The organism is Mesorhizobium sp. (assembly GCF_004962925.1).
Taxonomy (GTDB): Bacteria; Pseudomonadota; Alphaproteobacteria; order Rhizobiales; family Rhizobiaceae; genus Mesorhizobium.
In genome coordinates, this window is the sequence record NZ_SUEO01000010.1 from 1 (window position 1) to 22,133 (window position 22,133).

Here is a 22,133-nt window from a genome sequence, read left to right on the forward strand (position 1 = left end):
CAAAAACGGATCGACTGATCCCGGTTGTGTCGGCGCTTCATCCGCTTCAGGATCATGTCATCACCGGCCTGCAGCGACAGATGCAGATGCGGCATCAGCCTGGGCTCGGTGGCGATGGCGTCGAGCAGATCGTCATCGGCTTCGATCGAATCGATCGAGGACAGGCGCAGGCGTTTTACGCCAGGCACCTGCTTCAGGATTGTCTTGACCAATTTGCCGAGCTTCGGGCTGCCCGGCAGGTCGGCGCCGAAACTGGTCATGTCGACGCCGGTCAGCACGATCTCGGCATAGCCATTGTCGCTCAGCCGCTTGACCTGCTCGACCACGGCGCCCATCGGCACAGAACGCGAATTGCCGCGGCCATAGGGGATGATGCAGAAGGTGCAGCGATGGTCGCAGCCGTTCTGCACCTGGACAAAGGCCCGCGCCCGGCCTTCGATGGCGTCGACCATGTGGGCGGCCGTCTCGCGTACCGAGAAGATATCGTTGACGCGAGCCCTCTCGGTATCGTTGACGCCGAAATCCGGCAGCGCGCGATAGGAATGCGCCTTCAGCTTCTCTTCGTTGCCGAGGACGAGATCGACCTCGTCCATGGCGACGAAATTCTGCGGCTCGGTCTGCGCGGCGCAGCCGGTGACGATGATGCGGGCCTGTGGGTTCTCGCGGCGGGCCTTGCGGATCGACTGCTTTGCCTGGCGCACCGCCTCGCCGGTGACGGCGCAGGTGTTGAAGATGATGGCGCCGCCTGCCAGCGCGCCAAGGCCAGCACTTTCCGCCTCGCGCCGCATCACCTCGGATTCGTAGGTGTTCAGCCGACAGCCGAAGGTGACGACGTCAATGCCCTTATTGGCAAGAGGAGCCATCAGGCGGCGCTTTCGGTGTCGCGGGCCCACACCCCGGTCGACGGGTCGAAGCTGCCGGAAAATTCCCATTCGGCGGCACCGGTGAGGATGACGTGGTCGTCGCCGCGCCATTCGACATGCAGGGAGCCGCCGCCGGGCGTCACCAAGGAGACGCTGCGTCCGGTCCGCTTGGTACGAGCGGCAGCGACGACGGCGGCACAAGCCGCCGTACCGCAGGCCTTGGTCAGGCCGGCGCCGCGCTCCCAGGTGCGGATCACCATCGTCTCGGGCGAGGTCGCCTGTGCGATTGTGATGTTGGCGCGTTCGGGGAAGATCGGGTGGTTTTCGAGCAGCGGACCGAAGCGGTCGAGCTCGTAGGACCAGACGTCGCGGTCGACCCAGAAAATGGCGTGCGGATTGCCCATCGACACGACCGAGGGCGAGTGCAGCACAGGCGCGTCGATCGGGCCGATCTGCAGCTCGATCATGCGGGTGTCGCGGAATTCCTCGGCCAGCGGAATGTCCTGCCAGCCGAAACGCGGCTTGCCCATGTCGACCGAGATCAGCCCGTCGGCATGTTCTTCAGCGTTGAGGATGCCGGCGACTGTCTCAAAGGCGAATGTCTTCTGGCCGGTCTCGGCGGCAAGTGCCTGCACCACGCAGCGCATGCCGTTGCCGCAGGCCTGCGCGCCGGTTCCGTCTGAATTCAAGATATCGATGAAAAAGGCGGTGCCCGGCGTCCTGGCGTCATGGATCGCCATGATCTGATCGAATTTCGTCGCGGCATCGGCGTTGAGTGCAAGGGCGGCAGCCGGCGTCACCCGATCGGCGCGACCGCGCATGTCGGCAACGATGATCTCGTTGCCGATGCCGTTCATCTTGGCGAAGGGGGCAGTGCTTGCCATGGATCGAAAGGTCTCATGCCGATTTGGCGCCTATATGGCGGATACTGGCCGAAATTACCAGTGTGCGGACGCCTCAGAGCGACGTGCGTCCGCTTCGACGCTCATTGTGAATCCGCACATAGTGCTTTTCGCTTTTCGAGCCGATGCGCTACGTCACCGCGAAGACGCCGAGCATGACCAGCAGGAAGATGATCAGCACGATGCCGATGAGGATACGGGCACCGGTGGCGGCGGCTCCGGCCAATGCCGGCATGCCGAGCAGGCTTGCCGCGGCCGCGATGATCAGAAGAATGATGATCCATTTGATCATGAGAGAAACCTCGCAGCCGACGGTTGTGGAACTGCCTAACAACGCGACTGCGATGGCTTGGGTTCCCCTGCCCCCCGCGCGGCCCGGTCGCCTGCCTAGAGCGCGGGCACGTCCCAGACCTCGCCGGGGCGCAAAGCGCGAAAGCGTTCTTGCGGGACACCTTGATCGTCGAGGGCCTCGCCAAGCTTTCTGGCCGGCTCGTCGATCGGCTCGTTGGTGAGCCGGAACGTGCCCCAGTGGCAACCGGCAGCATAGGCGGCGTTGCACAGAAACATGCCTTGCACCGCCTCCTCCGGGTTCTGATGGTGTGGGGCCATGAACCAGCGCGGCTCGTAAGCGCCGATCGGCAGGATGGCGAGGCGGAAGCCGCCGTGCCTTTCGGCCATCAGCCGGTAGTTGATGCCGTCGTGGAAACCGGTGTCGCCGGCGAAATAGATCTTTCCACCCGGCGTCTCGACCACAAAACCCGCCCACAGCGCCATGCGCCGGTCGCGGGTGCCGCGCGCCGACCAGTGGTGCACCGGCTCGAAATGTACGGCCACGTCCTTGCCGATGTCGACCCGCTCGCCCCAGTCATGCACGGAGAGCCGCATGCCGGGAACGCCATCTTCGATGATGACGTCGTTGCCGAGCGGCGTCAGCACCCGCGGGTCATGTTTTGTCTTCAGCCGCTTCAGCGTGGCCAGGTCGAGATGGTCGTAGTGGTTGTGGCTGACCAATACGAGATCGATCGGCGGCAGGTTGGAAAAAGCGATACCCGGCAGATTGACCCGTTTCGGCCCGGCAAAGGAGAGCGGCGAGACGCGCCGCGACCAGACCGGGTCGGTGAGGATGTTCAGGCCGGCCGTCTGGATCAGCAGCGAGGAATGGCCGATCATGGTCAGCCTTAATCCGGAGCCGTCGATCCGCTCGGCCGGCGTGGCCTGATGAAACGGGCTTGGATTCGCCGCCGGCCATTTCGAGCGGTCGCCGCTCAGCTGCCACTTCAAAAGATCGGAAAAACGGGCAGGCGGCTTGCCGCTGGGATTGAAGAACAAGGTACCGTCGAAATGATCGCTGGTCGGGCCGCTGTAATAGCGATTGGCGGCTCTTTTTCTTGCAGCCAAGGTTTCGCCTCCGGCAGAGTTCCGTTTCACCAGAGATAGGACCGAAGCCGGCTTGCGCAAGCATTTGGGGCCGAATGCCAAGGCACGCCCCTCCAGGCAAAACCGCTGCGCACCGTCGGGTCAGACCCACAGGGCAGGCTTTTAGGCGGCACGTATTTTGTGGTAAAGTTGCAACAGATGCTGCCGCAAATGGTATTTTAACCATATCTGGTTGAAATTCTGCCACCTTCTCCATCTTGGTGAGGGGAGATATTGTGCGGACGGCAGCCCCAGCCGGATCGACGGAGGTTTGGAATGGATTTTTCGAAAACCGGTCTGCTGGCCGTATCGCTTGCCGCGCTCGTTGCGAGCGGCTGTTCAACGTCACGATTCTCGTCGATGGACCAGGAGCAGCCGGCGCCGCTGCAAGCCGCGCCCTCCGGCAAGGTGACCGCAAATCAGCTGCCGCCGCCGGCGTCGCCCGGCACGGCCGACCCGTCGAAATTTCCGACGGCGCCGCAAGGCACGCTAAACCCCCAGGTCGCCTCGTTGCCGCCGGACGGAACGGCACCGGCCGGAGCCCCGGATCTTACCGCAGGAAGCGTCGCCGGCGTGTGGAAGGCCAGCGTGTCCGGCCAGAGCTGCCAGGTGGCGACGCCGCAGACCAAGTTCGGCGCCGGCTACCGGGCCGGACCGCTGCATTGCCCGGCGCCGATCGACGGCATCAAATCCTGGAACGTCGCCGGAAAGCAGTTGACGCTGTACGACGAAAATGGCGGCACGCTGGCACGGCTCTATTCCTCGGGCGGAGAGAAATTCGACGGCCAGACTTCCAACGGCCTGCCGATCTCGCTTACAAGAGGCTGACCCGCCCGTTATTTGTTTTTACGCAATTCCGGACGGAAAACCGCTACACACTTTTCCTGGAATTGCTCTAGAGCAGGATGAATTCAAATTGAGTCGGTCATCCTGCTCTAAGTCTTTTTTTGCGTATGATCTTGTCCGAAAAGTCTGCAACTTTTCGGGATCATACTTCAGATCGACGTGACCGATGCATCTGCGTGACGGCCTTCAGACCCATGCGACCGTCCGGCAGCGCTACGACCATCTGGTTGTGTCAGGCCTGATCGACCGCGATCCGGCACAGGAGCGGATCGTCGCGGCACTCGACCGGCTGATCGACGAGATTTCGGCAAAGCGGCTGGCGCACAAATCGAGCGCGCTGGGTTGGCTGTTCGCTCGCAAGCGCGAGACGCGCGAGGCTGTCAAGGGCCTCTACATCCATGGCGGCGTCGGCCGCGGCAAGACCATGCTGATGGACATGTTCTTCGAGTTGGTGCCGGTCAGGCGCAAGCGCCGTGTGCATTTCAACGACTTCATGGCCGATGTGCAGAACCGCATCCAGAAGCATCGGCTGGAGCGCAAGAATGGCACCGTCAGGGAAGACGATCCGATCGCGCCGGTGGCCCGCTCGCTGGCCGAGGAAGCCTGGGTGCTGTGCTTCGACGAGTTTTCCGTCACCGACATCGCCGATGCGATGATCCTGTCCCGGCTGTTCTCGGCGCTGTTTGCCAACGGCGTCGTGCTGGTCGCCACGTCCAATGTTGCGCCGGAGGATCTCTACCGCGACGGTTTGAACCGCAAGCTTTTCCTACCCTTTATCGGCACCCTGGAGCGGCATGCGCAGGTGCTGGCGCTGAACGCCGACAAGGATTATCGGCTGGACAAGCTCAGCCGCCTACCGGTCTATGTCACCCCCGCCGATGCCGCCGCCGATGCTGTCCTCGACGAGGCCTGGGAAGTGATGACGCATGGCAGGCCGACGGCCGAGGCGGCGCTGACGGTAAAGGGCCGGCAAACCGTGGTGCCGCGTGCTGCCGGCGAAGCGGCGCGGTTTTCTTTTGCCGATCTCTGCGAAAAACCGCTCGGCGCCCGCGATTTCCTGGCGATTGCCGGTCGTTTCTCGACCATCTTCATCGATCATGTGCCGGTGCTCGGCGAAGGCAGCCGCAACGAAGCCAAGCGCTTCATCCTGCTGATCGACACGCTCTACGACCATCATGTGCGGCTGGTGGTGAGCGCGGCGGCGGCGCCGGCTGAGCTTTATACGGCGAAGCGCGGCAACGAGGTGTTCGAGTTCGAGCGCACGGCGTCACGGCTGATCGAGATGCAGAGCCACGAATGGCTGGAAGACTGGGCGGAGAGGCAGAAGGCGCAATCGCCGTTGCCGGAAGCGCAGCAGGCTCAGGCCTAGAAGACGCAGCGGTCCTTCGCGCTCCTCTCTGTCCTGCCGGACATCTCCCCCACACGTGGGGAGATTGGCCGTCATCTCCGCTTTCGCCAATCTCCAACACTGAGAGGAAGGGCGGGCGGCAAAGCGCCAATCTCGGGGAGAGATGGCCGGCAGGACAGAGGGGCGCGAAGGATCGCCGACCTTAATCAGCGGCCCGCATCACAAGGGCGTCATCGCCGGAAAACAGCCTTCTTATTTCCATCTTCATTGTTTAAACATCCCAAAGTCGGCTTACATATTTTGACGTTTACGTAATTCCCGTTGTTTCTAACCGATTGAAATTATTCACTCCGAAATAATCGTTTGAATTTTCTTTGCGCCGGGGCTATTGGGTGCGGCGAAAATTCGCGGCTTCCACGCAGCATTCCGGCCTCCTTCCTCGACGCCGTCATCCAATTCGTTCAGGATTTGGGCGCCGTCACAGTCTAAAGGGAAAACATCCTGACATGGCACGCAACAAGATAGCGCTCATCGGCTCGGGCATGATCGGCGGCACCCTCGCCCACATGATCGGCCTCAAGGATCTCGGCGATGTTGTGCTGTTCGATATCGCCGAGGGCATCCCGCAAGGCAAGGGGCTGGATATCGCGCAGTCGTCGCCGGTCGATGGGTTCGACTCCAGGCTGACCGGCGTTAACGATTATGCCGGCATCGAGGGCGCCGACGTCTGCATCGTCACCGCCGGCGTGCCTCGCAAGCCCGGCATGAGCCGCGACGACCTTCTCGGCATCAATTTGAAGGTCATGGAGCAGGTTGGCGCGGGTCTCAAGAAATACGCGCCGAAGGCCTTCGTCATCTGCATCACCAACCCTCTCGACGCCATGGTCTGGGCGCTACAGAAATTTTCCGGACTGCCGAAGAGCCATGTCGTCGGCATGGCCGGTGTGCTGGACAGTTCGCGCTTCCGCTATTTCCTGGCCGAGGAATTCAAGGTCTCGGTCGAGGATGTCACTGCCTTCGTGCTCGGCGGCCATGGCGATTCCATGGTGCCGATGATCCGCTATTCGACGGTCGCCGGCATCCCGCTGCCCGACCTCATCAAGATGGGCTGGACCTCGAAGGAAAAGCTCGACCAGATCGTGCAGCGCACCCGCGACGGCGGCGCCGAGATCGTCGGCCTGCTCAAGACCGGCTCGGCCTTCTACGCACCGGCCGCCTCGGCGATCTCGATGGCCGAAGCCTATCTCAAGGACAAGAAGCGCGTGCTGCCGTGTGCTGCGCATCTCTCCGGCCAGTACGGTGTCAAGAATACCTATGTCGGGGTGCCGGTGGTGATCGGCGCCGGCGGTGTCGAGCGCATTATCGAGATCGAGCTCAGCAAGCCAGAGCAGAAGATGTTCGACAGTTCGGTGGCGGCGGTGCAGGGCCTGTGCGAGGCCTGCGTCAAGATCGCTCCGCATCTCGCAGCCAAGTGACCCGCCGCCAAGTGACCTGGAGACAACGCGCATGAACATCCATGAATATCAGGGCAAGGCGCTGCTGAAAGGCTTTGGCGCACCGGTGGCCGAAGGCGTGCCGGTGTTCGAGGCAAGCGAGGCGGAAGCCGCCGCCAAGGCGCTGCCCGGCCCGCTCTATGTGGTGAAGAGCCAAATCCATGCCGGCGGCCGTGGCAAGGGCAAATTCAAGGAGCTCGGCCCCGACGCCAAGGGTGGTGTCAGGCTGGCGAAGTCGGTGGCCGACGTCGTTGCCAATGCCAACGAGATGCTTGGCCACACGCTGGTCACCAAGCAGACCGGCCCGGCGGGCAAGCAGGTTAACCGCCTCTACATCGAGGACGGCGCCGACATCGAGCGCGAGCTCTATCTGTCGTTGCTGGTCGACCGCTCGGTCGGCCGCATCGCTTTCGTCGTTTCGACCGAGGGCGGCATGGACATCGAGGCGGTAGCCCACGACACCCCGGAAAAGATCATTAGCGTCGCTATCGACCCGGAAAAAGGCGTGACGCCGGTTGATTTGAAAGAACTCAACGGTGCGCTGAAGCTCGACGGCGACGCCGCCAAGGACGGCGAGACGCTATTCCCGATCCTCTACAAGGCCTTTCTGGAGAAGGACATGAGCCTGCTCGAGGTCAATCCGCTGATCGTCATGAAGAACGGCCGGCTGCGCGTGCTCGACGCAAAAGTGTCGTTCGACAACAACGCGCTGTTCCGCCATCCCGACGTGCTTGAGCTGCGCGATATCACCGAAGAGGACGAGAAGGAGATCGAGGCGTCGAAACACGACCTCGCCTATGTCGCGCTCGACGGCAATATCGGCTGCATGGTCAACGGTGCCGGCCTCGCCATGGCGACGATGGACATCATCAAGCTCTATGGCGCCGAACCCGCCAACTTCCTCGATGTCGGCGGCGGCGCGTCGAAGGAGAAGGTGACTGCGGCGTTCAAGATCATCACCAAGGATCCGGCGGTCAAAGGCATCCTGATCAACATCTTCGGCGGCATCATGAAGTGCGACATCATCGCCGAGGGGGTGATCGCGGCGGTCAAGGAAGTCGGGCTGCAAGTGCCGCTGGTGGTGCGGCTCGAAGGCACCAATGCCGAGCTCGGCAAGAAGATCATCAACGACAGCGGCCTCAATGTCGTCTCAGCCGACGACCTCGACGACGCGGCCAAGAAAATCGTGGCGGCGGTGAAGGGCTGATCTGGTGCCTCCGCACAAGATAAACCTCGTTGAGGCGGCGGATCAGAAGATCAAAAAGGTCTTCGATCCGCATATCGCCGGCGACGTCAATGACGCCCAGGTCAAGATCGCCAAGTTCGGCGACATCTTCGACTGGCACGCCCATGACAATGAGGACGAGGCGTTCCTCGTGCTGCGCGGCCGCATCGCCATCGATTTTCGCGACGGCACGGTGGAGCTTGGCAGCGGCGAGTTCATCGTCGTGCCGCGGTCCGTCGAGCACCGGCCGCGCTCGCTGAGTGAGGAGCCGGTGGTGCTGATGTTCGAGCCGGCGACGACACTCAACACCGGCAACGCCAAGAGCGACCTCACCGTCGCCGATCTCAAGCGTCTCTGACCATGGCGGCTCTGATGATGACCGCGCAGCCTTCCTCGATCAACGGTTTGTAAAAAGGACCACCATGTCCATTCTCGTCGACAAGAACACCAAGGTGCTCGTGCAGGGCCTGACCGGCAAGACCGGCACGTTCCATACCGAGCAGGCGCTGGCCTATCACGGGACAAAAATGGTCGGCGGCATCCACCCCAAGAAGGGCGGCGAGACGTGGACCGGCGCCAAGGGCGAGAGCCTGCCGATCTTTTCCACCGTCGCCGAAGGCAAGGCGAAGACCGGCGCCAACGCTTCCGTCGTTTATGTGCCGCCGGCGGGTGCCGCGGAGGCGATCCTGGAAGCGATCGAAGCCGAGATCCCACTGATCATCTGCATCACCGAGGGCATCCCGGTGATCGACATGATCAAGGTCAAGGCGCGGCTCGACCGCTCGACATCGCGGCTCATCGGCCCCAACTGCCCGGGCGTGCTGACCCCCAACGAATGCAAGATCGGCATCATGCCCGGCAACATCTTCCGCAAGGGCTCGGTCGGCGTTGTTTCCCGCTCGGGAACGCTTACCTATGAGGCAGTGTTCCAGACCACCAATGTCGGCCTCGGCCAGACCACTGCCGTCGGCATCGGTGGCGACCCCGTCAAAGGCACGGAGTTCATCGACGTGCTGGAGATGTTCCTCGCCGACGACGAGACCCAATCGATCATCATGATCGGCGAGATCGGCGGCTCGGCCGAGGAAGACGCCGCGCAGTTCCTCAAGGACGAAGCCAAGCGTGGCCGCAAAAAGCCGATGGCCGGTTTCATCGCCGGGCGCACGGCGCCGGCCGGCCGCACCATGGGTCATGCGGGCGCGGTCATCTCCGGCGGCAAGGGCGGCGCCGAGGACAAGATCGCGGCGATGGAATCGGCCGGAATAAAAGTTTCGCCCTCGCCGGCCCGGCTCGGCACGACGCTGGTCGAGGCAATTAAAGGTTAAGGGAGTAGGGGAGTAAGGGAATAGGGGAGTAGGGAACGCCAGCGGCAAGAAAATGCCCTATTCCCCTACTCCCTTACTGCCCTACTCCCTTACTCCCCTAGAAAAGGAGACGGAGCGCAGCCTCCGCTGAGTGACATGGCACGACAAGATCAGGCCAACGACCAATTTTCGCTTACCTCTTTCCTCTATGGCGGCAATGCCGATTATATCGACGCGCTCTACGCCGCCTATGAGGACGATCCGTCTTCGGTCGACCCCGAATGGCAGGATTTCTTCGCGGCGCTGAAGGACGACGCCGGTGATGTCCGCAAGAATGCCAAGGGCGCCTCATGGGCCAGGCCCTCATGGCCGCTGCAGGCCAATGGCGAGCTGGTGTCGGCGCTCGACGGCGATTGGGGCATCGTCGAAAAGCACATCGAGAAGAAGGTCCAGAACAAGGCGGTGATGAACGGCGTCGCCCTTTCCGACGCCGACGTGCACCAGGCGACGCGCGATTCCGTGCGCGCCATCATGATGATCCGCGCCTACCGCATGCGGGGCCACCTGCACGCCAATCTCGATCCGCTCGGCATCGCCAAGCCGCTCGAGGACTATAACGAGCTGTCGCCGGAAAATTACGGCTTCACATCAGCCGATTACGATCGCCCGATCTTCCTCGACAATGTGCTCGGGCTCGAATTCGGCACCATCCGGCAGATGCTCGACATCCTGACCCGCACCTATTGCTCGACGCTCGGCGTCGAGTTCATGCATATTTCCGATCCCGAGGAGAAGGCCTGGATCCAGGCGCGCATCGAGGGCGCCGACAAGGAGATCTCCTTCACCGCCGCCGGCAAGAAGGCGATCCTGCAGAAGCTGGTCGAGGCCGAAGGTTTCGAGCAGTTCATCGACGTCAAGTACAAGGGCACCAAGCGCTTCGGCCTCGACGGCGCAGAGGCGCTGATCCCGGCGCTGGAGCAGATCGTCAAGCGCGGCGGCCAGCTCGGCATGAAGGAGATCGTGCTCGGCATGGCGCATCGCGGCCGGCTGAACGTGCTCTCCCAGGTGATGGCCAAGCCGCACCGCGCCATCTTCCACGAGTTCAAGGGCGGCTCGGCCGCACCTGACGAGGTCGAGGGCTCGGGCGACGTGAAGTACCATCTCGGTGCCTCATCGGACCGCGAGTTCGATGGCAACAAGGTGCACCTGTCGCTGACCGCCAATCCCTCGCACCTGGAAATCGTCGATCCGGTGGTGATGGGCAAGGCGCGGGCCAAGCAGGACTCTCTGTTCGGCCGCAGTCGCGAGGAGATCGTGCCGCTGGAAGAGCGCGCCAAGGTGCTGCCGCTGCTCCTGCACGGCGACGCCGCCTTTGCCGGCCAGGGCGTGATTGCCGAAATCCTCGGCCTGTCGGGCCTGCGCGGCCACCGCGTCGCCGGCACGCTGCATTTCATCATCAACAACCAGATCGGCTTCACCACCAATCCGCGCTTCTCGCGCTCGTCGCCCTATCCATCGGATGTGGCCAAGATGATCGAGGCGCCGATCTTCCACGTCAATGGCGACGATCCGGAAGCCGTGGTCCATGCCACCAAGGTGGCGATCGAATTCCGCATGAAGTTCCACAAGCCTGTCGTGGTCGACATGTTCTGCTATCGCCGCTTCGGCCACAATGAAGGCGACGAGCCGGCCTTCACCCAGCCGATCATGTACAGCAGCATCCGCAGCCACAAGACGACGGTGCAGATCTATGCCGACCGGCTGATCGCCGAGGGCCACCTCACCCAGGCCGAATTCGACAAGCTCAAGGCCGACTGGCGGGCACATCTCGAGCAGGAATTCGAGGTCGGCCAGCATTACAAGCCCAACAAGGCCGACTGGCTGGATGGCGCCTGGTCGGGTCTGCGCACGGCCGACAATCAGGACGAACAGCGGCGCGGCAAGACCGCCGTGCCGGTCAAGACGCTGAAGGAGATCGGCAAGAAGCTGACCGAGGTGCCGAAGGATTTCGCGGCCCACAAGACGATCATGCGGTTTCTCGAGAACCGCCGCCAGGCGATCGAGTCGGGCGAAGGCATCGACTGGTCGACGGCCGAAGCGCTGGCCTTCGGCGCCATTCTGCTCGACGGCAATCCGGTCCGGCTGTCCGGGCAGGATTCGGAGCGTGGCACGTTTTCGCAACGCCATTCCGTGCTCTACGACCAGCGCGACGAGACACGCTACATCCCGCTCAACAATCTGTCGGCGGCGCAGGCCGGCTTCGAGGTCATCAACTCGATGCTGTCGGAAGAGGCCGTGCTCGGCTTCGAATACGGCTACAGCCTGGCCGAGCCAAAGGCGCTGACGCTTTGGGAAGCCCAGTTCGGCGATTTCGCCAACGGCGCCCAGGTGGTGTTCGACCAGTTCATCTCGTCGGGCGAGCGCAAGTGGCTCAGAATGTCGGGCCTCGTCTGCCTGCTGCCGCATGGCTATGAGGGCCAGGGGCCGGAGCATTCGTCGGCCAGGCTTGAGCGCTTCCTGCAGCTTTGCGCAGAAGACAACATGCAAGTGGCCTATTGCACGACGCCGGCCAACTACTTCCACATCCTGCGCCGGCAGTTGAAGCGGGATTTCCGCAAGCCGCTGATCCTGATGACGCCGAAGTCGCTGCTGCGCCACAAGCGGGCGGTATCGACGCTGCCGGAGATGTCGGGCGAAAGCGCGTTCCACCGGCTGTTGTGGGACGATGCCCAGCAGATCCCGGGCCAGGCGATCAAGCTCACCAAGGATTCGAAGATCCGCCGCGTCGTGCTCTGCTCGGGCAAGGTCTATTACGATCTCTACGAGGAGCGCGAGAAGCGCGGCATCTACGACATTTATCTGTTGCGCGTCGAACAGCTCTATCCGTTCCCGGCCAAGGCGCTGATCACCGAACTGTCACGCTTCCGCAACGCCGAGATGGTGTGGTGCCAGGAGGAGCCCAAGAACATGGGCGCCTGGTCGTTCATCGATCCCTATCTGGAATGGGTGCTGGCGCATATCGATGCCAAGCATCAGCGGGTGCGCTATACCGGCCGGCCGGCAGCCGCGTCGCCGGCGACCGGATTGATGTCGAAGCATCTCGCCCAGCTTGCCGCCTTGCTCGAAGACGCGCTCGGCGAATAGAACAGAGCTCGGCGAATAGAACAGAACCGACAGAAAAACGGACAGGCACAATGGCTACCGAAATCCGCGTCCCCACTCTTGGCGAATCCGTCACCGAGGCGACCATTGGCAAATGGTTCAAGAAGGTGGGCGACGCGATCGCCACCGACGAGCCGCTGGTCGAGCTCGAAACCGACAAGGTGACTGTGGAAGTGCCGGCGGCGGCCGCAGGAACGCTCAGCGAGATCGCGGTCAAGGAAGGCGAGACGGTCGAGGTCGGCGCTTTGCTCGGCATGATTTCGGCAGGCAACGGGGCAAAAGCAGCAGCACCTGAGCCCGCGAAGGCATCAACTCCTGATACGAAGCAGGACGCGGTATCGCAGGCCTCGGCGCCGACTGCCGCATCCACCGTCCGGCAAGCCGCGGCCGAGACCGCCAAGATCGCCGGCGATGCCGGGCCGATCGAGGCGCGCACGATGCCGCCGGCGCCAGCGGCAGCGAAGCTGCTGGCCGAGAGCAATCTCGCGGTCGATCAGGTCTCCGGTTCCGGCAAGCGCGGCCAGGTGCTGAAGGGCGACGTGCTCGATGCGATCGCCAGGGGTGCGCCGTCGCAGCCGGCCGAGATGCCGAAGGCTGCACCGGTCGCTGCCCGTGCGCCGTCCTCGGCCGATGACGCGTCGCGCGAAGAGCGCGTGCGCATGACCAAGCTGCGGCAGACCATCGCGCGCCGCCTCAAGGAAGCGCAATCGACCGCCGCCATGCTGACCACCTTCAACGAGGTGGACATGAGCGCGGTGATGGCGCTCAGGACCAAATACAAGGATGTGTTCGAGAAGAAGCATGGCGTGAAGCTGGGCTTCATGGGCTTCTTCACCAAGGCCGTCACCCATGCGCTGAAGGAGATCCCTTCGGTCAATGCCGAGATCGACGGCACCGACATCATCTTCAAGAACTACGCTCATATCGGCGTCGCCGTCGGCACCGAAAAAGGCCTCGTCGTGCCGGTGGTGCGCGACGCCGACCAGATGTCGATCGCCGAGGTCGAGAAGGATATCGGCCGGTTGGGCATCGCCGCGCGTGACGGCAAGCTTTCAGTGGCGGATATGCAAGGAGGCACGTTTACGATTTCTAACGGCGGCGTTTACGGGTCGCTGATGTCGACGCCGATCCTCAACGCGCCGCAGTCGGGCATTCTGGGCATGCACAAGATCCAGGAGCGGCCGGTGGTGGTCGGCGGCCAAATCGTGATTCGGCCGATGATGTATCTCGCGCTCTCCTACGATCACCGCATCGTCGATGGCAAGGAAGCGGTGACCTTCCTGGTCCGGGTCAAGGAGAGCCTGGAGGATCCCGAGCGACTGGTGCTCGATCTGTGAGCCGATCATGCCAAACGGCAAGCCTGGCGATCATCCGCTAACGGATATTGTAACCCATCGCACGCGCTTAATTGGTGGCGGCGTTGATGAGGAAATCTTCAACATAGTCACGGAATTTGGTCAGAAGGGCGTTGCGAAAATGGAGGCTTTTGTCACAAGCGAAGACTTCTCAAATGCTGCCGCTGTCATCCAGCATCAGCAAAAATTGCTGCGGGATCAACTGATCGACACATGGAATCAGTTGATTTTAGAGCGACGCAGGGACCTGCCAGAGTGATCAACATGGTCTTAAAGGATCACCGAGAAAATCAATCTTAAAGGGCGGTTTGTCTGCGTTTATCGAAACTTGTTCCGGCTAATGGCTTGAGGGCTGGGGAAAGGACTTGCGCCGCCGAATGACGACTCTTTCCTTTTGCCTTCTTAAGGTTCCCTCGGTCTTATCGGCTTCGATAGGCCTTGCTCTGACGGGATCGGCAGCCTTTGCCGCCTGCCCGCTCGAGCTCGCCGTCTATGGCGATGCCGAAGGCGCCGGCGAGATCGATTTCAGGCCGACTATGGAATCGGCTGTCGTCACCAACACGTTCAAGATGGTGCTCGATAACAGCGTCGTGCTCGACGGTATCGTCATGTGGACGGAAGGCGTGGCGCGGCCGCATGGTTCGCTGATGTATAAATGCCCGACGGGCGACGTCACCGGCGACGAGCTCGCCGCCTGCACGGTGTGGGAGGGGGTCGTCTACAGTGCTGACGACAAGGGCAACATCGCTCTGCTGCCGGCCGAAGGCGTGGCCGCGCCGAAGACCCTGATCTTTCCCGACCTCGGACCGTCGCTGCAGATGTCGGCTGCCTATGGCGCCAACGGGTTTTCGAAAGTGCCCTGGGATGTTTTTTCGTTGAAGGGTTGTCAGGAATGAGCGCGACCAAAAAAGTGCTGCTGGTGACCGGCGGCGGCCGCGGCATCGGTGCTGCTACATCCAGGCTTGCCGCCAGGGCCGGATACCGTGTCGCGATCAACTATGCCTCGAACGAGGCTGCTGCCACGGCGCTTGTCGAGGCGATCGAGCAGGATGGCGGCGAAGCGCTGGCCATCAAGGGCGACGTCGGCAGCGAGGCTGATATTCAGGCGATGTTCGAGAGGATCGATCATGCCTTCGGCCCGCTCGATGCGCTCGTCAACAATGCTGGCGTCGTCGACCGGAGGGCGCGTGTCGACGAGATGAGCGGAGCAAGGCTGGAGCGCATGATGCGCATCAACGTCATTGGTTCCATACTGTGTGCCCGCGAAGCGGTGAAGCGCATGTCGACCAGCCATGGCGGCAAGGGCGGCGCTATCGTGAATATCTCCTCGATTGCTGCGAGAATTGGCGGGCCGGGCGAGTATGTCGACTACGCCGCCTCGAAGGGCGCGGTCGATTCTTTCACCATTGGCCTGGCGCGCGAAGTGGCCGGCGAAGGCATCCGCGTCAATGCGGTCAGTCCAGGGATTGTCGACACCGAAATTCATGCCTCCGGCGGACAGCCGGATCGCGTCGAGAGGATGCGTCACGTCGTGCCCATGCAAAGGGCGGGAACCGCCGAAGAGGTCGCCGCGGCAATTCTCTGGCTCCTGTCGGACGAGGCGTCCTACACGACAGGCGCGAATTTGGAAGTGGGCGGCGGCCGCTAATCCCAGCCAAGGCTGAGTGCCAGACCAGAAGGACAGTATCATGGCTTATGACGTCGTTATCATCGGATCGGGACCGGGCGGCTATGTCTGCGCCATCAAGGCGGCACAGCTCGGCCTGAAGACGGCGGTGGTCGAGAAGAACCCGACCTTCGGTGGCACCTGCCTCAATATCGGCTGCATCCCGTCCAAGGCGCTGCTGCATGCTTCCGAGATATTCGCCGAGGCCGGCCATTCCTTCGACACGCTGGGCGTCGAAATCGGCGCGCCGAAGCTCAATCTCGGGAAGATGATGGCGCACAAGGACGCGACCGTGGCATCCAACGTCAACGGCGTCGCCTTCCTGTTCAAGAAGAACAAGATCGACTCGTTTCGCGGGACCGGCAAGGTCCTGTCCGCCGGCAAGGTGTCGGTGACCGGCGAGGACGGCAAGGTCGAGGAGATCGAGACCAAGAACATCGTCATCGCCACCGGCTCCGACGTCACCGGCATTCCGGGCGTCAAGGTCAACTTTGACGAGAAAGTGATCATGTCCTCGACCGGCGCGTTGTCGCTGGACAAGGTTCCGGGCCATCTGGTGGTGGTCGGCGGCGGCGTCATCGGGCTGGAGCTTGGCTCGGTATGGGCGCGGCTCGGCGCCAAGGTGACCGTCGTCGAATTCCTCGACACCATCCTGGGCGGCATGGATGGCGAGGTCGCCAAACAGTCCCAGCGCATGCTGTCCAAGCAAGGCATCGAATTCAGGCTCGGCGCCAAGGTGACCGGTGTCGCCAAGGCCAAGAAGGGTGCCACCGTCACCTTCGAGCCGGTCAAGGGCGGCGCGGCCGAGACCATCGAGGCGGATGCGGTGCTGATCGCGACGGGACGTCGGGCCTATTCGGACAGTCTTGGGCTGAAGGAAGCCGGCGTCGAGGTCGACGAGCGCGGCCGGGTCAAGACGGACGGCCATCTCAACACCAATGTGCCCGGCATCTACGCCATCGGCGACGTCATCGCCGGACCGATGCTTGCCCACAAGGCCGAGGACGAGGGGGTGGCGGTGGCCGAAATCATTGCCGGCCAGGCCGGCCATGTGAACTACGAGGTGATCCCGAACGTCGTCTACACCAGTCCGGAAATCGCCTCGGTCGGCAAGACCGAGGAAGAGCTGAAGGCCGCCGGCATCGACTATAAGGCCGGCAAGTTTCCGTTCAGCGCCAACGGCCGGGCGCGCGCCATGCTGCATACCGACGGCTTCGTGAAGATCCTGGCGGACAAGCAGAGCGACCGCGTGCTCGGCGTCCACATCGTCGGCTTCGGTGCCGGCGAGATGATCCACGAGGCGGCGGTGCTGATGGAGTTCGGCGGCTCGTCGGAAGATCTAGCCCGCACCTGCCACGCCCATCCGACGATGTCGGAAGCGGTGAAGGAAGCGGCACTGGCGACCTTCTTCAAGCCGATCCATATGTAGGCCTTCCTAAGCTACTCCAGCAGCCATCTGACGGCTCAAAGCAAAACGGCCCGCTTTTCAGCGGGCCGTTCGTATTTGAAGTCAGTAGCCGATCACTGCGCCGGGGCTGGTGCGGGCGCCGGAGCAGGCGCCGGCTCAGCAGGCGCCGGAGCAGGTGCAGGTGCAGGTGCCGGAGCAGGCTCTGCGGGTGCCGGGGCTGGCGCAGGCTCTGCCGGTGCCGGGGCCGGTGCAGGCGCCGGTTCTGCGGGCGCCGGGGCTGGCGTGCTGGCGGCCGGCGGCTCAGCAGGCGCTGGCGTTTCACCGCTTCTTCCAAAAATATAGTAAGCGACAATGGCCAGGATAACGACAACCAGGGCAATCAGCCAGCCGCTGCCGCCGCCACCCGACTTGGGAGGGGGGGTCGGAGTGGTATACGGGTCGTTTGGATTCGCCATAAAAGTGTCCTCCGTGGATGAAAAGTATCAATCAACACAAATCAACGCGCAATCGTTGAACAGGTTTCACGCTAGGTATCGAAAACGCCGAAAACAGGGCAATCTGCGCCAGGAATCGATTATCCGCACGCATTTCCCTCGCAAAATTGGCGGAGATCGAGCCAAAACGAGCCTTTTCAGCCATCTTGCACCAAGACCTGACCACCGCCCTCGCGTCCTGATTCGGGACGGCATCGACCGGAATCACGTCTTGCCTGGTCCGCAACTCAACCGTGCAGCTTAGTAAACGACGGTCAGGGTTCAGGCGGCCCTGCGGAAATCCTCGACCAGACCTCCGCTTCGAGAGGATGCAGGGCGTCGTGATGGCAGCGAGGGTCGGCCCGGCATGATCGATCACTTGTTGGGGCCGGCGAAAGTCATTTTCTCGATGCGGCGCAGCCCGCCTGATTGTCCAAGCTCGACAGTATGTCGGCGCCGGCGCAAGCCGTGCTCCCGGCGTGCCCCTTGCCGGCCGCGAGCAGTGCGACAACGAGGAAAGAGGTGAGAAACAGGGCGTTGAGTACCACAAGCAGCTTCAGCGACACAAAAGCCGCGCGGTCGGTAATGGCGATGACGCGTTTCATGGCTCTTTCTAGGCCTAAAAAAGCGGCGAAATGGTTAACCGGCTTATCCAAATTGTCTTGAACGGGGCTCATTGCGCGTGCGCTGTCCGGACTTTGCAGGACTGTACATCGCTCACGCCCGCGGATGGGCGGCTTCGTAGATTTCGAGCAGCCTGGCGGTGTCGACGCCGGTGTAGATCTGCGTCGTCGACAGGCTGGCGTGGCCCAAAAGCTCCTGGATGGTGCGCAGGTCGCCGCCGCGCCCAAGCAGATGCGTGGCGAAGGAATGGCGCAAGGCATGCGGCGTGGCGGTATCGGGCAGATTGAGTGCCGAGCGCAGCTTCGCCATGTCGCGCTGGACGATGGCCGGATTGAGCGGGCCGCCGCGGGCGCCGCGAAACAGCAGGCTCTTCGGGTCGAGATGATAGGGGCAGAGCCGGCGGTATTCGGCGATCGCCCGCAGCGCCACCGGCAGCACCGGCACCAGCCGCGTCTTGCCGCCCTTGCCGGTGACGCGCAGCACGGTATCGCCAGCCGACGACAGATCGGCGCCCGACAGGCCGAGCGCCTCGGAAATGCGCAGGCCCGAGCCGTAGAGCAGCGTCAGCACAGCGGCGTTGCGGGCGGCGATCCACGGCTCCTCCGCCAACTGGCCTTCCACCGAAACGACGTGCCTGGCATCGCTGGCCGTCAGCGGCTTGGGCAGCGATTTCGGCTGCCGTGGCGCGCGCAGCGCCGCAGCACCCGCCGCATTGACGAGGCCGCGCCGCTCCAGAAAGCGCAGCAGCGAGCGGATGCCGGCCAGCCCGCGTCCGAGCGTGCGGGCGCCGGCGCCCCCGGCGCGACGGGCAGCGAGAAAGCTGCGCAGATCGGCCGGGCGCAGATCGGCGATGTCCGAAATGCCGGGCGAGCCGCCGCAATGGCCGGTCAGGAAGTGCAGGAACTGGCGCGTATCGCGCTCATAGGCCTCCACGGTTTCCGGCGACAGTCGGCGTTCGCGCGCCAGCATCTTCAGCCAGCTTTCGCGGGCGGCCTGAAGGTCTGGTTTGGCTGGAATAAGAAATTCCTGCATTGCGGTCTTCCGATATTCCGTTCTTCCAATTCTGGGCCATCTTCCGGCAGCCGGGTTAGGAAGCGGTGAAGAGCCGCGTCATTGAAATGACAAGAGGCTGGAGCTAGAGCAAGGCAAAGGATTTTTCCGCCGATGACCAAACCGCAAAACCCCGTCCAGATGGCCGTGATCGGCGCCGCCCACGGCATCAAGGGCGAGTTGCGCGTGAAAACCTTCACCGGCGACCCGTTGGCGCTGGCCGACTACGGGCCGCTCTACGCCAGTGACGGCCGCGCCTTCCAGATCGTCGACATCAGGCCGGCCAACACGGTGGTCGTGGTGCGCTTCAAGGGCATCAGCGACCGCAACGCCGCCGAGGCGCTTGCCGGCACGGAATTGTTCGTCGACCGCTCGATGCTGCCGGACGATGGCGACGAGGACGAATTCTATCATGCCGATCTCGTCGGGCTGGCGGTCCGGGACGATACCGGTGCTGACATCGGCAAGGTCGTGGCCGTGCATAATTTCGGTGGCGGCGACATTCTCGACGTGACGCTTGGCGAGCGCAAAGGCGTGCTGATCCCGTTCACGCAGGCCGCCGTGCCTGACGTGTCGATCACCGAGGGTTTCCTCCGCATCGATCCAGCGGCGGCGGGACTGGTCGAGGACGAGGATGGCGAGCCTCCCGGTGGCGATGGTTTCGACCCGAAGGGCAGGCCGCGCGGGCCCAGGGATGCCGGGGGCAACCGGTGAGTTTTTCCGCCTCGGTGCTGACGCTCTATCCCGAGATGTTTCCCGGCGCGCTCGGCCTGTCGCTGGCCGGCAGAGCGCTGGAGACCGGCACGTGGGAGCTGGATGCGATCCAGATCCGCGATTTCGCCAGCGACCGCCACCGCACCGTCGACGACACACCGGCCGGCGGCGGCGCCGGCATGGTGATGCGCGCCGACGTTTTGGCCAAGGCGATCGACCATACCTCGCCACCGGGCGACCCGCGGCCACGGCTGTTGATGAGTCCGCGTGGAAAACCGCTGACGCAGTCCCGCGTGCGCGAACTGGCCGCCGGGCCGGGCGTCGTCATCGTCTGCGGACGCTTTGAAGGCGTCGACCAGCGGGTGATCGACGCGCGTGGGCTGGAAGAGGTCTCGGTCGGCGACTTCATCCTGTCCGGCGGCGAGCCGGCAGCGCTCGTGCTGCTTGACGCCGTGGTGCGGCTGTTGCCCGGCGTGATGGGCAATGCGGTGTCAGGCGATGAAGAGAGCTTTGAAAACGGCCTGCTCGAACATCCGCACTACACGCGGCCGCAGGAATTCGAGGACCGGCAGATCCCCGAGGTTCTCACGTCTGGCAATCACAAGAAGATCGCCGCATGGCGGCGCGCCGAGTCGGAAAGGCTGACCAGGGAAAGGCGGCCGGATCTGTTAGCCGCTCACCCCTTGGTGAAATAGTAAAAGGCCAGGAAGACGCCGATCCCAACGACGAAGCCGCGCACGGCAATTTGCGGCACGCGCTTGGCGATCCAGACGCCAGCATAGCCGCCCAGCGCGCCGCCCGGTATCATGATGATCGCCTGCGGCCAGGCGATCACGCCGCCGGAGACGAAGACCAGGATGGCTATCGCCGCGATGACCACGGCCAGCATGTTCTTCAGCGCGTTCAGTCGGTGGTAGTCGCCGGGCTGGGTGAGGCCGAGCGTTGCCAGCATCATGACGCCCATGCCGGCGCCGAAGAAGCCGCCATAGACTGCGGTGGCGAATTGCGCCAGGGAACCGACCAGCGAACCCACCGCGGCCTCACGCCCCGGCTTGGGCGCCGGCTTCAGCCACGGTCCGGCGGCGAACAGCGCGGTTGCCGCAAGCAGCAGCCATGGCACCAAGACGCGGAACGACGGATTGTCGAGCGCCAGAAGGATGAGCGCACCGGCCAGTGCGCCGAAAGCCGATATGAGGCCGAGCAGCAACGCCGTGCGCCAGAAATGCTTGATGTCGGACCAATAGGCGAGCGTCGAGGTGATGTAGCCGGGAAACTGTGTCACCGACGAGGTGGCGTTGGCGACGATCGGCGGCAAGCCCACCAGCGTCATGGCACCGAAGGTTACGAACGTGCCACCGCCGGCTATCGCGTTGACGGCACCTGACAGAAAGCCCGCGACAAAAAGCAGGGCTGCATCGAGAACTGGCATGAGGGGTATTGCCGCCGGAGGAAAGTTTTACCCGGCTTAAAAAGCTTGGGCCTTCGACGCAACCCCTGCGCTGAAAGATTGCAATGTCGGCCAGCGACCAAAAAAGAACACGGCAAAGGCGTGACAAAGCGTCGAAATAGCTGTATGTGCCCGCCCGAACCGGAAGAAAAATCTGCCGGACCCGTCAACAATGGCGGTGTAGTCGCCCCTGCCTGATGTTCTCGCGAACGAAGGGCATAGCCGAGCGGTCAATGGAACTGCAAGGCGAGTGTCGGACGCTCTGACTGTCGGAAGAACAAGAAGTGGATTTTTAGAGATGGATATCCTCCGTCAGCTCGAGGCCGAACAGGCCGCCAAGATCGAAGCCAAGCGCAAGCTTCCCGAATTCCAGCCCGGCGACACCGTGCGCGTCCAGGTCCGCGTGACCGAAGGCACCCGCACCCGCGTCCAGGCCTATGAGGGCGTCGTCATCGCCCGCGCCGGCGCCGGTTTCCAGGAGAGCTTCACCGTTCGCAAGATTTCCTACGGCGAAGGCGTGGAGCGCGTGTTCCCGGTCTATTCGCCGATGGTCGAGGGTGTCGAGATCGTGCGCCGCGGCAAGGTGCGTCGCGCCAAGCTCTATTACCTGCGCGATCGTCGCGGCAAGTCGGCCCGTATTTCGGAAAACACCGGCGTGCGCGCCCGCAAGCTGAATGATGAAGAGCGCGACGCGCTGAACGCCGAAAAGGCCCGCATCGAGGCCGAGAAGGTGGCCGCCGCCCAAGCGCTCGCTGCCGAGAAGGCCGCGCAGGACGCCGCTGAGAAGAAGGCCGCCGACGAGGCCGCCAAGGCTGCGGAAGCGGCTGTCGCCGAATA

At 63.2% G+C, this 22,133-nt stretch carries 23 protein-coding genes; 15 read left to right on the forward strand and 8 right to left on the reverse strand.

What is annotated here, in order from left to right:
• From E5W87_RS04200 to E5W87_RS04215, 4 genes are all read right to left on the reverse strand, one after another.
• The coding region (locus E5W87_RS04200) for a radical SAM protein (protein ID WP_292394335.1) at positions 1-863 on the reverse strand (863 nt) is incomplete at its 3' end.
• A complete protein-coding gene (gene dapF, locus E5W87_RS04205) occupies positions 863-1,747 on the reverse strand; it encodes a diaminopimelate epimerase (protein WP_292394337.1) in 885 nt (294 codons plus the stop codon). The genes E5W87_RS04200 and dapF, both read right to left, overlap by 1 nt.
• Before the next feature lie 148 nt (positions 1,748-1,895).
• Complete coding sequence (locus E5W87_RS04210; protein WP_095484884.1) at positions 1,896-2,057, reverse strand: DUF1328 family protein; 162 nt, start codon at positions 2,055-2,057, stop codon at positions 1,896-1,898.
• 95 nt (positions 2,058-2,152) lie between these two features.
• Positions 2,153-3,163 carry an MBL fold metallo-hydrolase gene (locus tag E5W87_RS04215; RefSeq protein WP_292394339.1) on the reverse strand — a complete coding sequence of 337 codons (1,011 nt, stop codon included), beginning with the start codon at positions 3,161-3,163 and terminating at the stop codon, positions 2,153-2,155.
• Positions 3,164-3,457: 294 nt separating this feature from the next.
• Here E5W87_RS04215 and E5W87_RS04220 point away from each other — a divergent pair, with 294 nt between their 5' ends.
• The 12 genes from E5W87_RS04220 (at position 3,458) to lpdA (ending at position 17,009) form a co-directional block, all read left to right on the forward strand.
• Positions 3,458-4,009 (forward strand): AprI/Inh family metalloprotease inhibitor, encoded by a 552-nt coding sequence (locus tag E5W87_RS04220; RefSeq protein ID WP_292222399.1) that lies wholly within the window; start codon positions 3,458-3,460, stop codon positions 4,007-4,009.
• A 184-nt stretch (positions 4,010-4,193) separates the two neighbouring features.
• Positions 4,194-5,396, forward strand: coding sequence for a cell division protein ZapE (zapE, locus tag E5W87_RS04225; RefSeq protein WP_292394341.1), 1,203 nt, complete (start codon positions 4,194-4,196; stop codon positions 5,394-5,396).
• Between the two features lie 485 nt (positions 5,397-5,881).
• Complete coding sequence (gene mdh, locus E5W87_RS04230; protein ID WP_128341085.1) at positions 5,882-6,850, forward strand: malate dehydrogenase; 969 nt, start codon at positions 5,882-5,884, stop codon at positions 6,848-6,850.
• 31 nt (positions 6,851-6,881) lie between these two features.
• Positions 6,882-8,075, forward strand: a complete 1,194-nt coding sequence (gene sucC, locus E5W87_RS04235; RefSeq protein WP_292394344.1) for an ADP-forming succinate--CoA ligase subunit beta — start codon at positions 6,882-6,884, stop codon at positions 8,073-8,075.
• A gap of 4 nt (positions 8,076-8,079) precedes the next feature.
• Positions 8,080-8,451, forward strand: a complete 372-nt coding sequence (locus tag E5W87_RS04240; RefSeq protein ID WP_292394346.1) for a cupin domain-containing protein — start codon at positions 8,080-8,082, stop codon at positions 8,449-8,451.
• 64 nt (positions 8,452-8,515) lie between these two features.
• The gene (gene sucD / locus E5W87_RS04245; protein ID WP_128285805.1) at positions 8,516-9,418 is read left to right on the forward strand and encodes a succinate--CoA ligase subunit alpha; all 903 of its coding nucleotides are present in this window, start codon (positions 8,516-8,518) and stop codon (positions 9,416-9,418) included.
• A 135-nt stretch (positions 9,419-9,553) separates the two neighbouring features.
• A complete protein-coding gene (locus E5W87_RS04250) occupies positions 9,554-12,541 on the forward strand; it encodes a 2-oxoglutarate dehydrogenase E1 component (protein WP_292394348.1) in 2,988 nt (995 codons plus the stop codon).
• Positions 12,542-12,591: 50 nt separating this feature from the next.
• A complete protein-coding gene (odhB, locus tag E5W87_RS04255; RefSeq protein WP_292394350.1) occupies positions 12,592-13,896 on the forward strand; it encodes a 2-oxoglutarate dehydrogenase complex dihydrolipoyllysine-residue succinyltransferase in 1,305 nt (434 codons plus the stop codon).
• 7 nt (positions 13,897-13,903) lie between these two features.
• Positions 13,904-14,173 carry a hypothetical protein gene (locus tag E5W87_RS04260; RefSeq protein ID WP_292394352.1) on the forward strand — a complete coding sequence of 90 codons (270 nt, stop codon included), beginning with the start codon at positions 13,904-13,906 and terminating at the stop codon, positions 14,171-14,173.
• 118 nt (positions 14,174-14,291) lie between these two features.
• Positions 14,292-14,810: a hypothetical protein gene (locus tag E5W87_RS04265; protein ID WP_292394354.1), complete on the forward strand. Its 519-nt coding sequence runs from the start codon at positions 14,292-14,294 to the stop codon at positions 14,808-14,810.
• The gene (locus E5W87_RS04270; protein ID WP_292394356.1) at positions 14,807-15,562 is read left to right on the forward strand and encodes an SDR family oxidoreductase; all 756 of its coding nucleotides are present in this window, start codon (positions 14,807-14,809) and stop codon (positions 15,560-15,562) included. The genes E5W87_RS04265 and E5W87_RS04270 overlap by 4 nt, the downstream gene beginning before the upstream one ends.
• A 40-nt stretch (positions 15,563-15,602) precedes the next feature.
• A complete protein-coding gene (gene lpdA, locus E5W87_RS04275; RefSeq protein WP_292394358.1) occupies positions 15,603-17,009 on the forward strand; it encodes a dihydrolipoyl dehydrogenase in 1,407 nt (468 codons plus the stop codon).
• A gap of 465 nt (positions 17,010-17,474) precedes the next feature.
• Here the strand turns inward: lpdA and E5W87_RS04280 are convergent, their stop codons facing one another.
• The 3 genes from E5W87_RS04280 to E5W87_RS04290 are packed head-to-tail and all read right to left on the reverse strand — an operon-like array spanning position 17,475 to position 19,117.
• Positions 17,475-17,840: a hypothetical protein gene (locus E5W87_RS04280; protein WP_292394360.1), complete on the reverse strand. Its 366-nt coding sequence runs from the start codon at positions 17,838-17,840 to the stop codon at positions 17,475-17,477.
• A gap of 19 nt (positions 17,841-17,859) precedes the next feature.
• Positions 17,860-18,138, reverse strand: coding sequence for a hypothetical protein (locus E5W87_RS04285; RefSeq protein ID WP_292394361.1), 279 nt, complete (start codon positions 18,136-18,138; stop codon positions 17,860-17,862).
• 40 nt (positions 18,139-18,178) lie between these two features.
• On the reverse strand, positions 18,179-19,117 hold the full coding sequence (locus tag E5W87_RS04290; RefSeq protein ID WP_292394363.1) for a tyrosine recombinase XerC: 939 nt from the start codon (positions 19,115-19,117) through the stop codon (positions 18,179-18,181).
• A gap of 132 nt (positions 19,118-19,249) precedes the next feature.
• Between E5W87_RS04290 and rimM the strand changes: the two genes are divergently transcribed.
• Both rimM and trmD read left to right on the forward strand, forming a co-directional pair.
• On the forward strand, positions 19,250-19,849 hold the full coding sequence (gene rimM, locus E5W87_RS04295; protein ID WP_292394366.1) for a ribosome maturation factor RimM: 600 nt from the start codon (positions 19,250-19,252) through the stop codon (positions 19,847-19,849).
• Entirely contained in the window at positions 19,846-20,544 is a 699-nt protein-coding gene (gene trmD / locus E5W87_RS04300; RefSeq protein ID WP_292394368.1) for a tRNA (guanosine(37)-N1)-methyltransferase TrmD, read from the forward strand. Before rimM ends, trmD begins: the two co-directional genes overlap by 4 nt.
• Here trmD and E5W87_RS04305 read toward each other — a convergent pair.
• Entirely contained in the window at positions 20,526-21,278 is a 753-nt protein-coding gene (locus E5W87_RS04305) for a sulfite exporter TauE/SafE family protein (RefSeq protein WP_292394369.1), read from the reverse strand. The two genes, trmD and E5W87_RS04305, sit on opposite strands and share 19 nt — an antisense overlap.
• A gap of 316 nt (positions 21,279-21,594) precedes the next feature.
• On the opposite strand from E5W87_RS04305, the gene rplS reads away from it, so the two are divergent.
• The coding region (gene rplS, locus E5W87_RS04310; protein WP_095484904.1) for a 50S ribosomal protein L19 at positions 21,595-22,133 on the forward strand (539 nt) is incomplete at its 3' end.

Excerpts from the sequence above, each read along its gene's own strand:
- E5W87_RS04250 (WP_292394348.1), top strand. The coding sequence starts at position 9,554 with ATGGCACGACAAGATCAGGCCAACGACCAATTTTCGCTTACCTCTTTC.
- E5W87_RS04285 (WP_292394361.1), bottom strand. The coding sequence starts at position 18,138 with ATGAGCCCCGTTCAAGACAATTTGGATAAGCCGGTTAACCATTTCGCC.
- odhB (WP_292394350.1), top strand. The coding sequence starts at position 12,592 with ATGGCTACCGAAATCCGCGTCCCCACTCTTGGCGAATCCGTCACCGAG.
- E5W87_RS04270 (WP_292394356.1), top strand. The coding sequence starts at position 14,807 with ATGAGCGCGACCAAAAAAGTGCTGCTGGTGACCGGCGGCGGCCGCGGC.
- dapF (WP_292394337.1), bottom strand. The coding sequence starts at position 1,747 with ATGGCAAGCACTGCCCCCTTCGCCAAGATGAACGGCATCGGCAACGAG.
- E5W87_RS04305 (WP_292394369.1), bottom strand. The coding sequence starts at position 21,278 with ATGCCAGTTCTCGATGCAGCCCTGCTTTTTGTCGCGGGCTTTCTGTCA.
- sucD (WP_128285805.1), top strand. The coding sequence starts at position 8,516 with ATGTCCATTCTCGTCGACAAGAACACCAAGGTGCTCGTGCAGGGCCTG.
- E5W87_RS04290 (WP_292394363.1), bottom strand. The coding sequence starts at position 19,117 with ATGCAGGAATTTCTTATTCCAGCCAAACCAGACCTTCAGGCCGCCCGC.
- sucC (WP_292394344.1), top strand. The coding sequence starts at position 6,882 with ATGAACATCCATGAATATCAGGGCAAGGCGCTGCTGAAAGGCTTTGGC.
- zapE (WP_292394341.1), top strand. The coding sequence starts at position 4,194 with ATGCATCTGCGTGACGGCCTTCAGACCCATGCGACCGTCCGGCAGCGC.
- E5W87_RS04265 (WP_292394354.1), top strand. The coding sequence starts at position 14,292 with ATGACGACTCTTTCCTTTTGCCTTCTTAAGGTTCCCTCGGTCTTATCG.
- lpdA (WP_292394358.1), top strand. The coding sequence starts at position 15,603 with ATGGCTTATGACGTCGTTATCATCGGATCGGGACCGGGCGGCTATGTC.
- E5W87_RS04220 (WP_292222399.1), top strand. The coding sequence starts at position 3,458 with ATGGATTTTTCGAAAACCGGTCTGCTGGCCGTATCGCTTGCCGCGCTC.
- E5W87_RS04210 (WP_095484884.1), bottom strand. The coding sequence starts at position 2,057 with ATGATCAAATGGATCATCATTCTTCTGATCATCGCGGCCGCGGCAAGC.
- mdh (WP_128341085.1), top strand. The coding sequence starts at position 5,882 with ATGGCACGCAACAAGATAGCGCTCATCGGCTCGGGCATGATCGGCGGC.
- rimM (WP_292394366.1), top strand. The coding sequence starts at position 19,250 with ATGACCAAACCGCAAAACCCCGTCCAGATGGCCGTGATCGGCGCCGCC.
- E5W87_RS04260 (WP_292394352.1), top strand. The coding sequence starts at position 13,904 with ATGCCAAACGGCAAGCCTGGCGATCATCCGCTAACGGATATTGTAACC.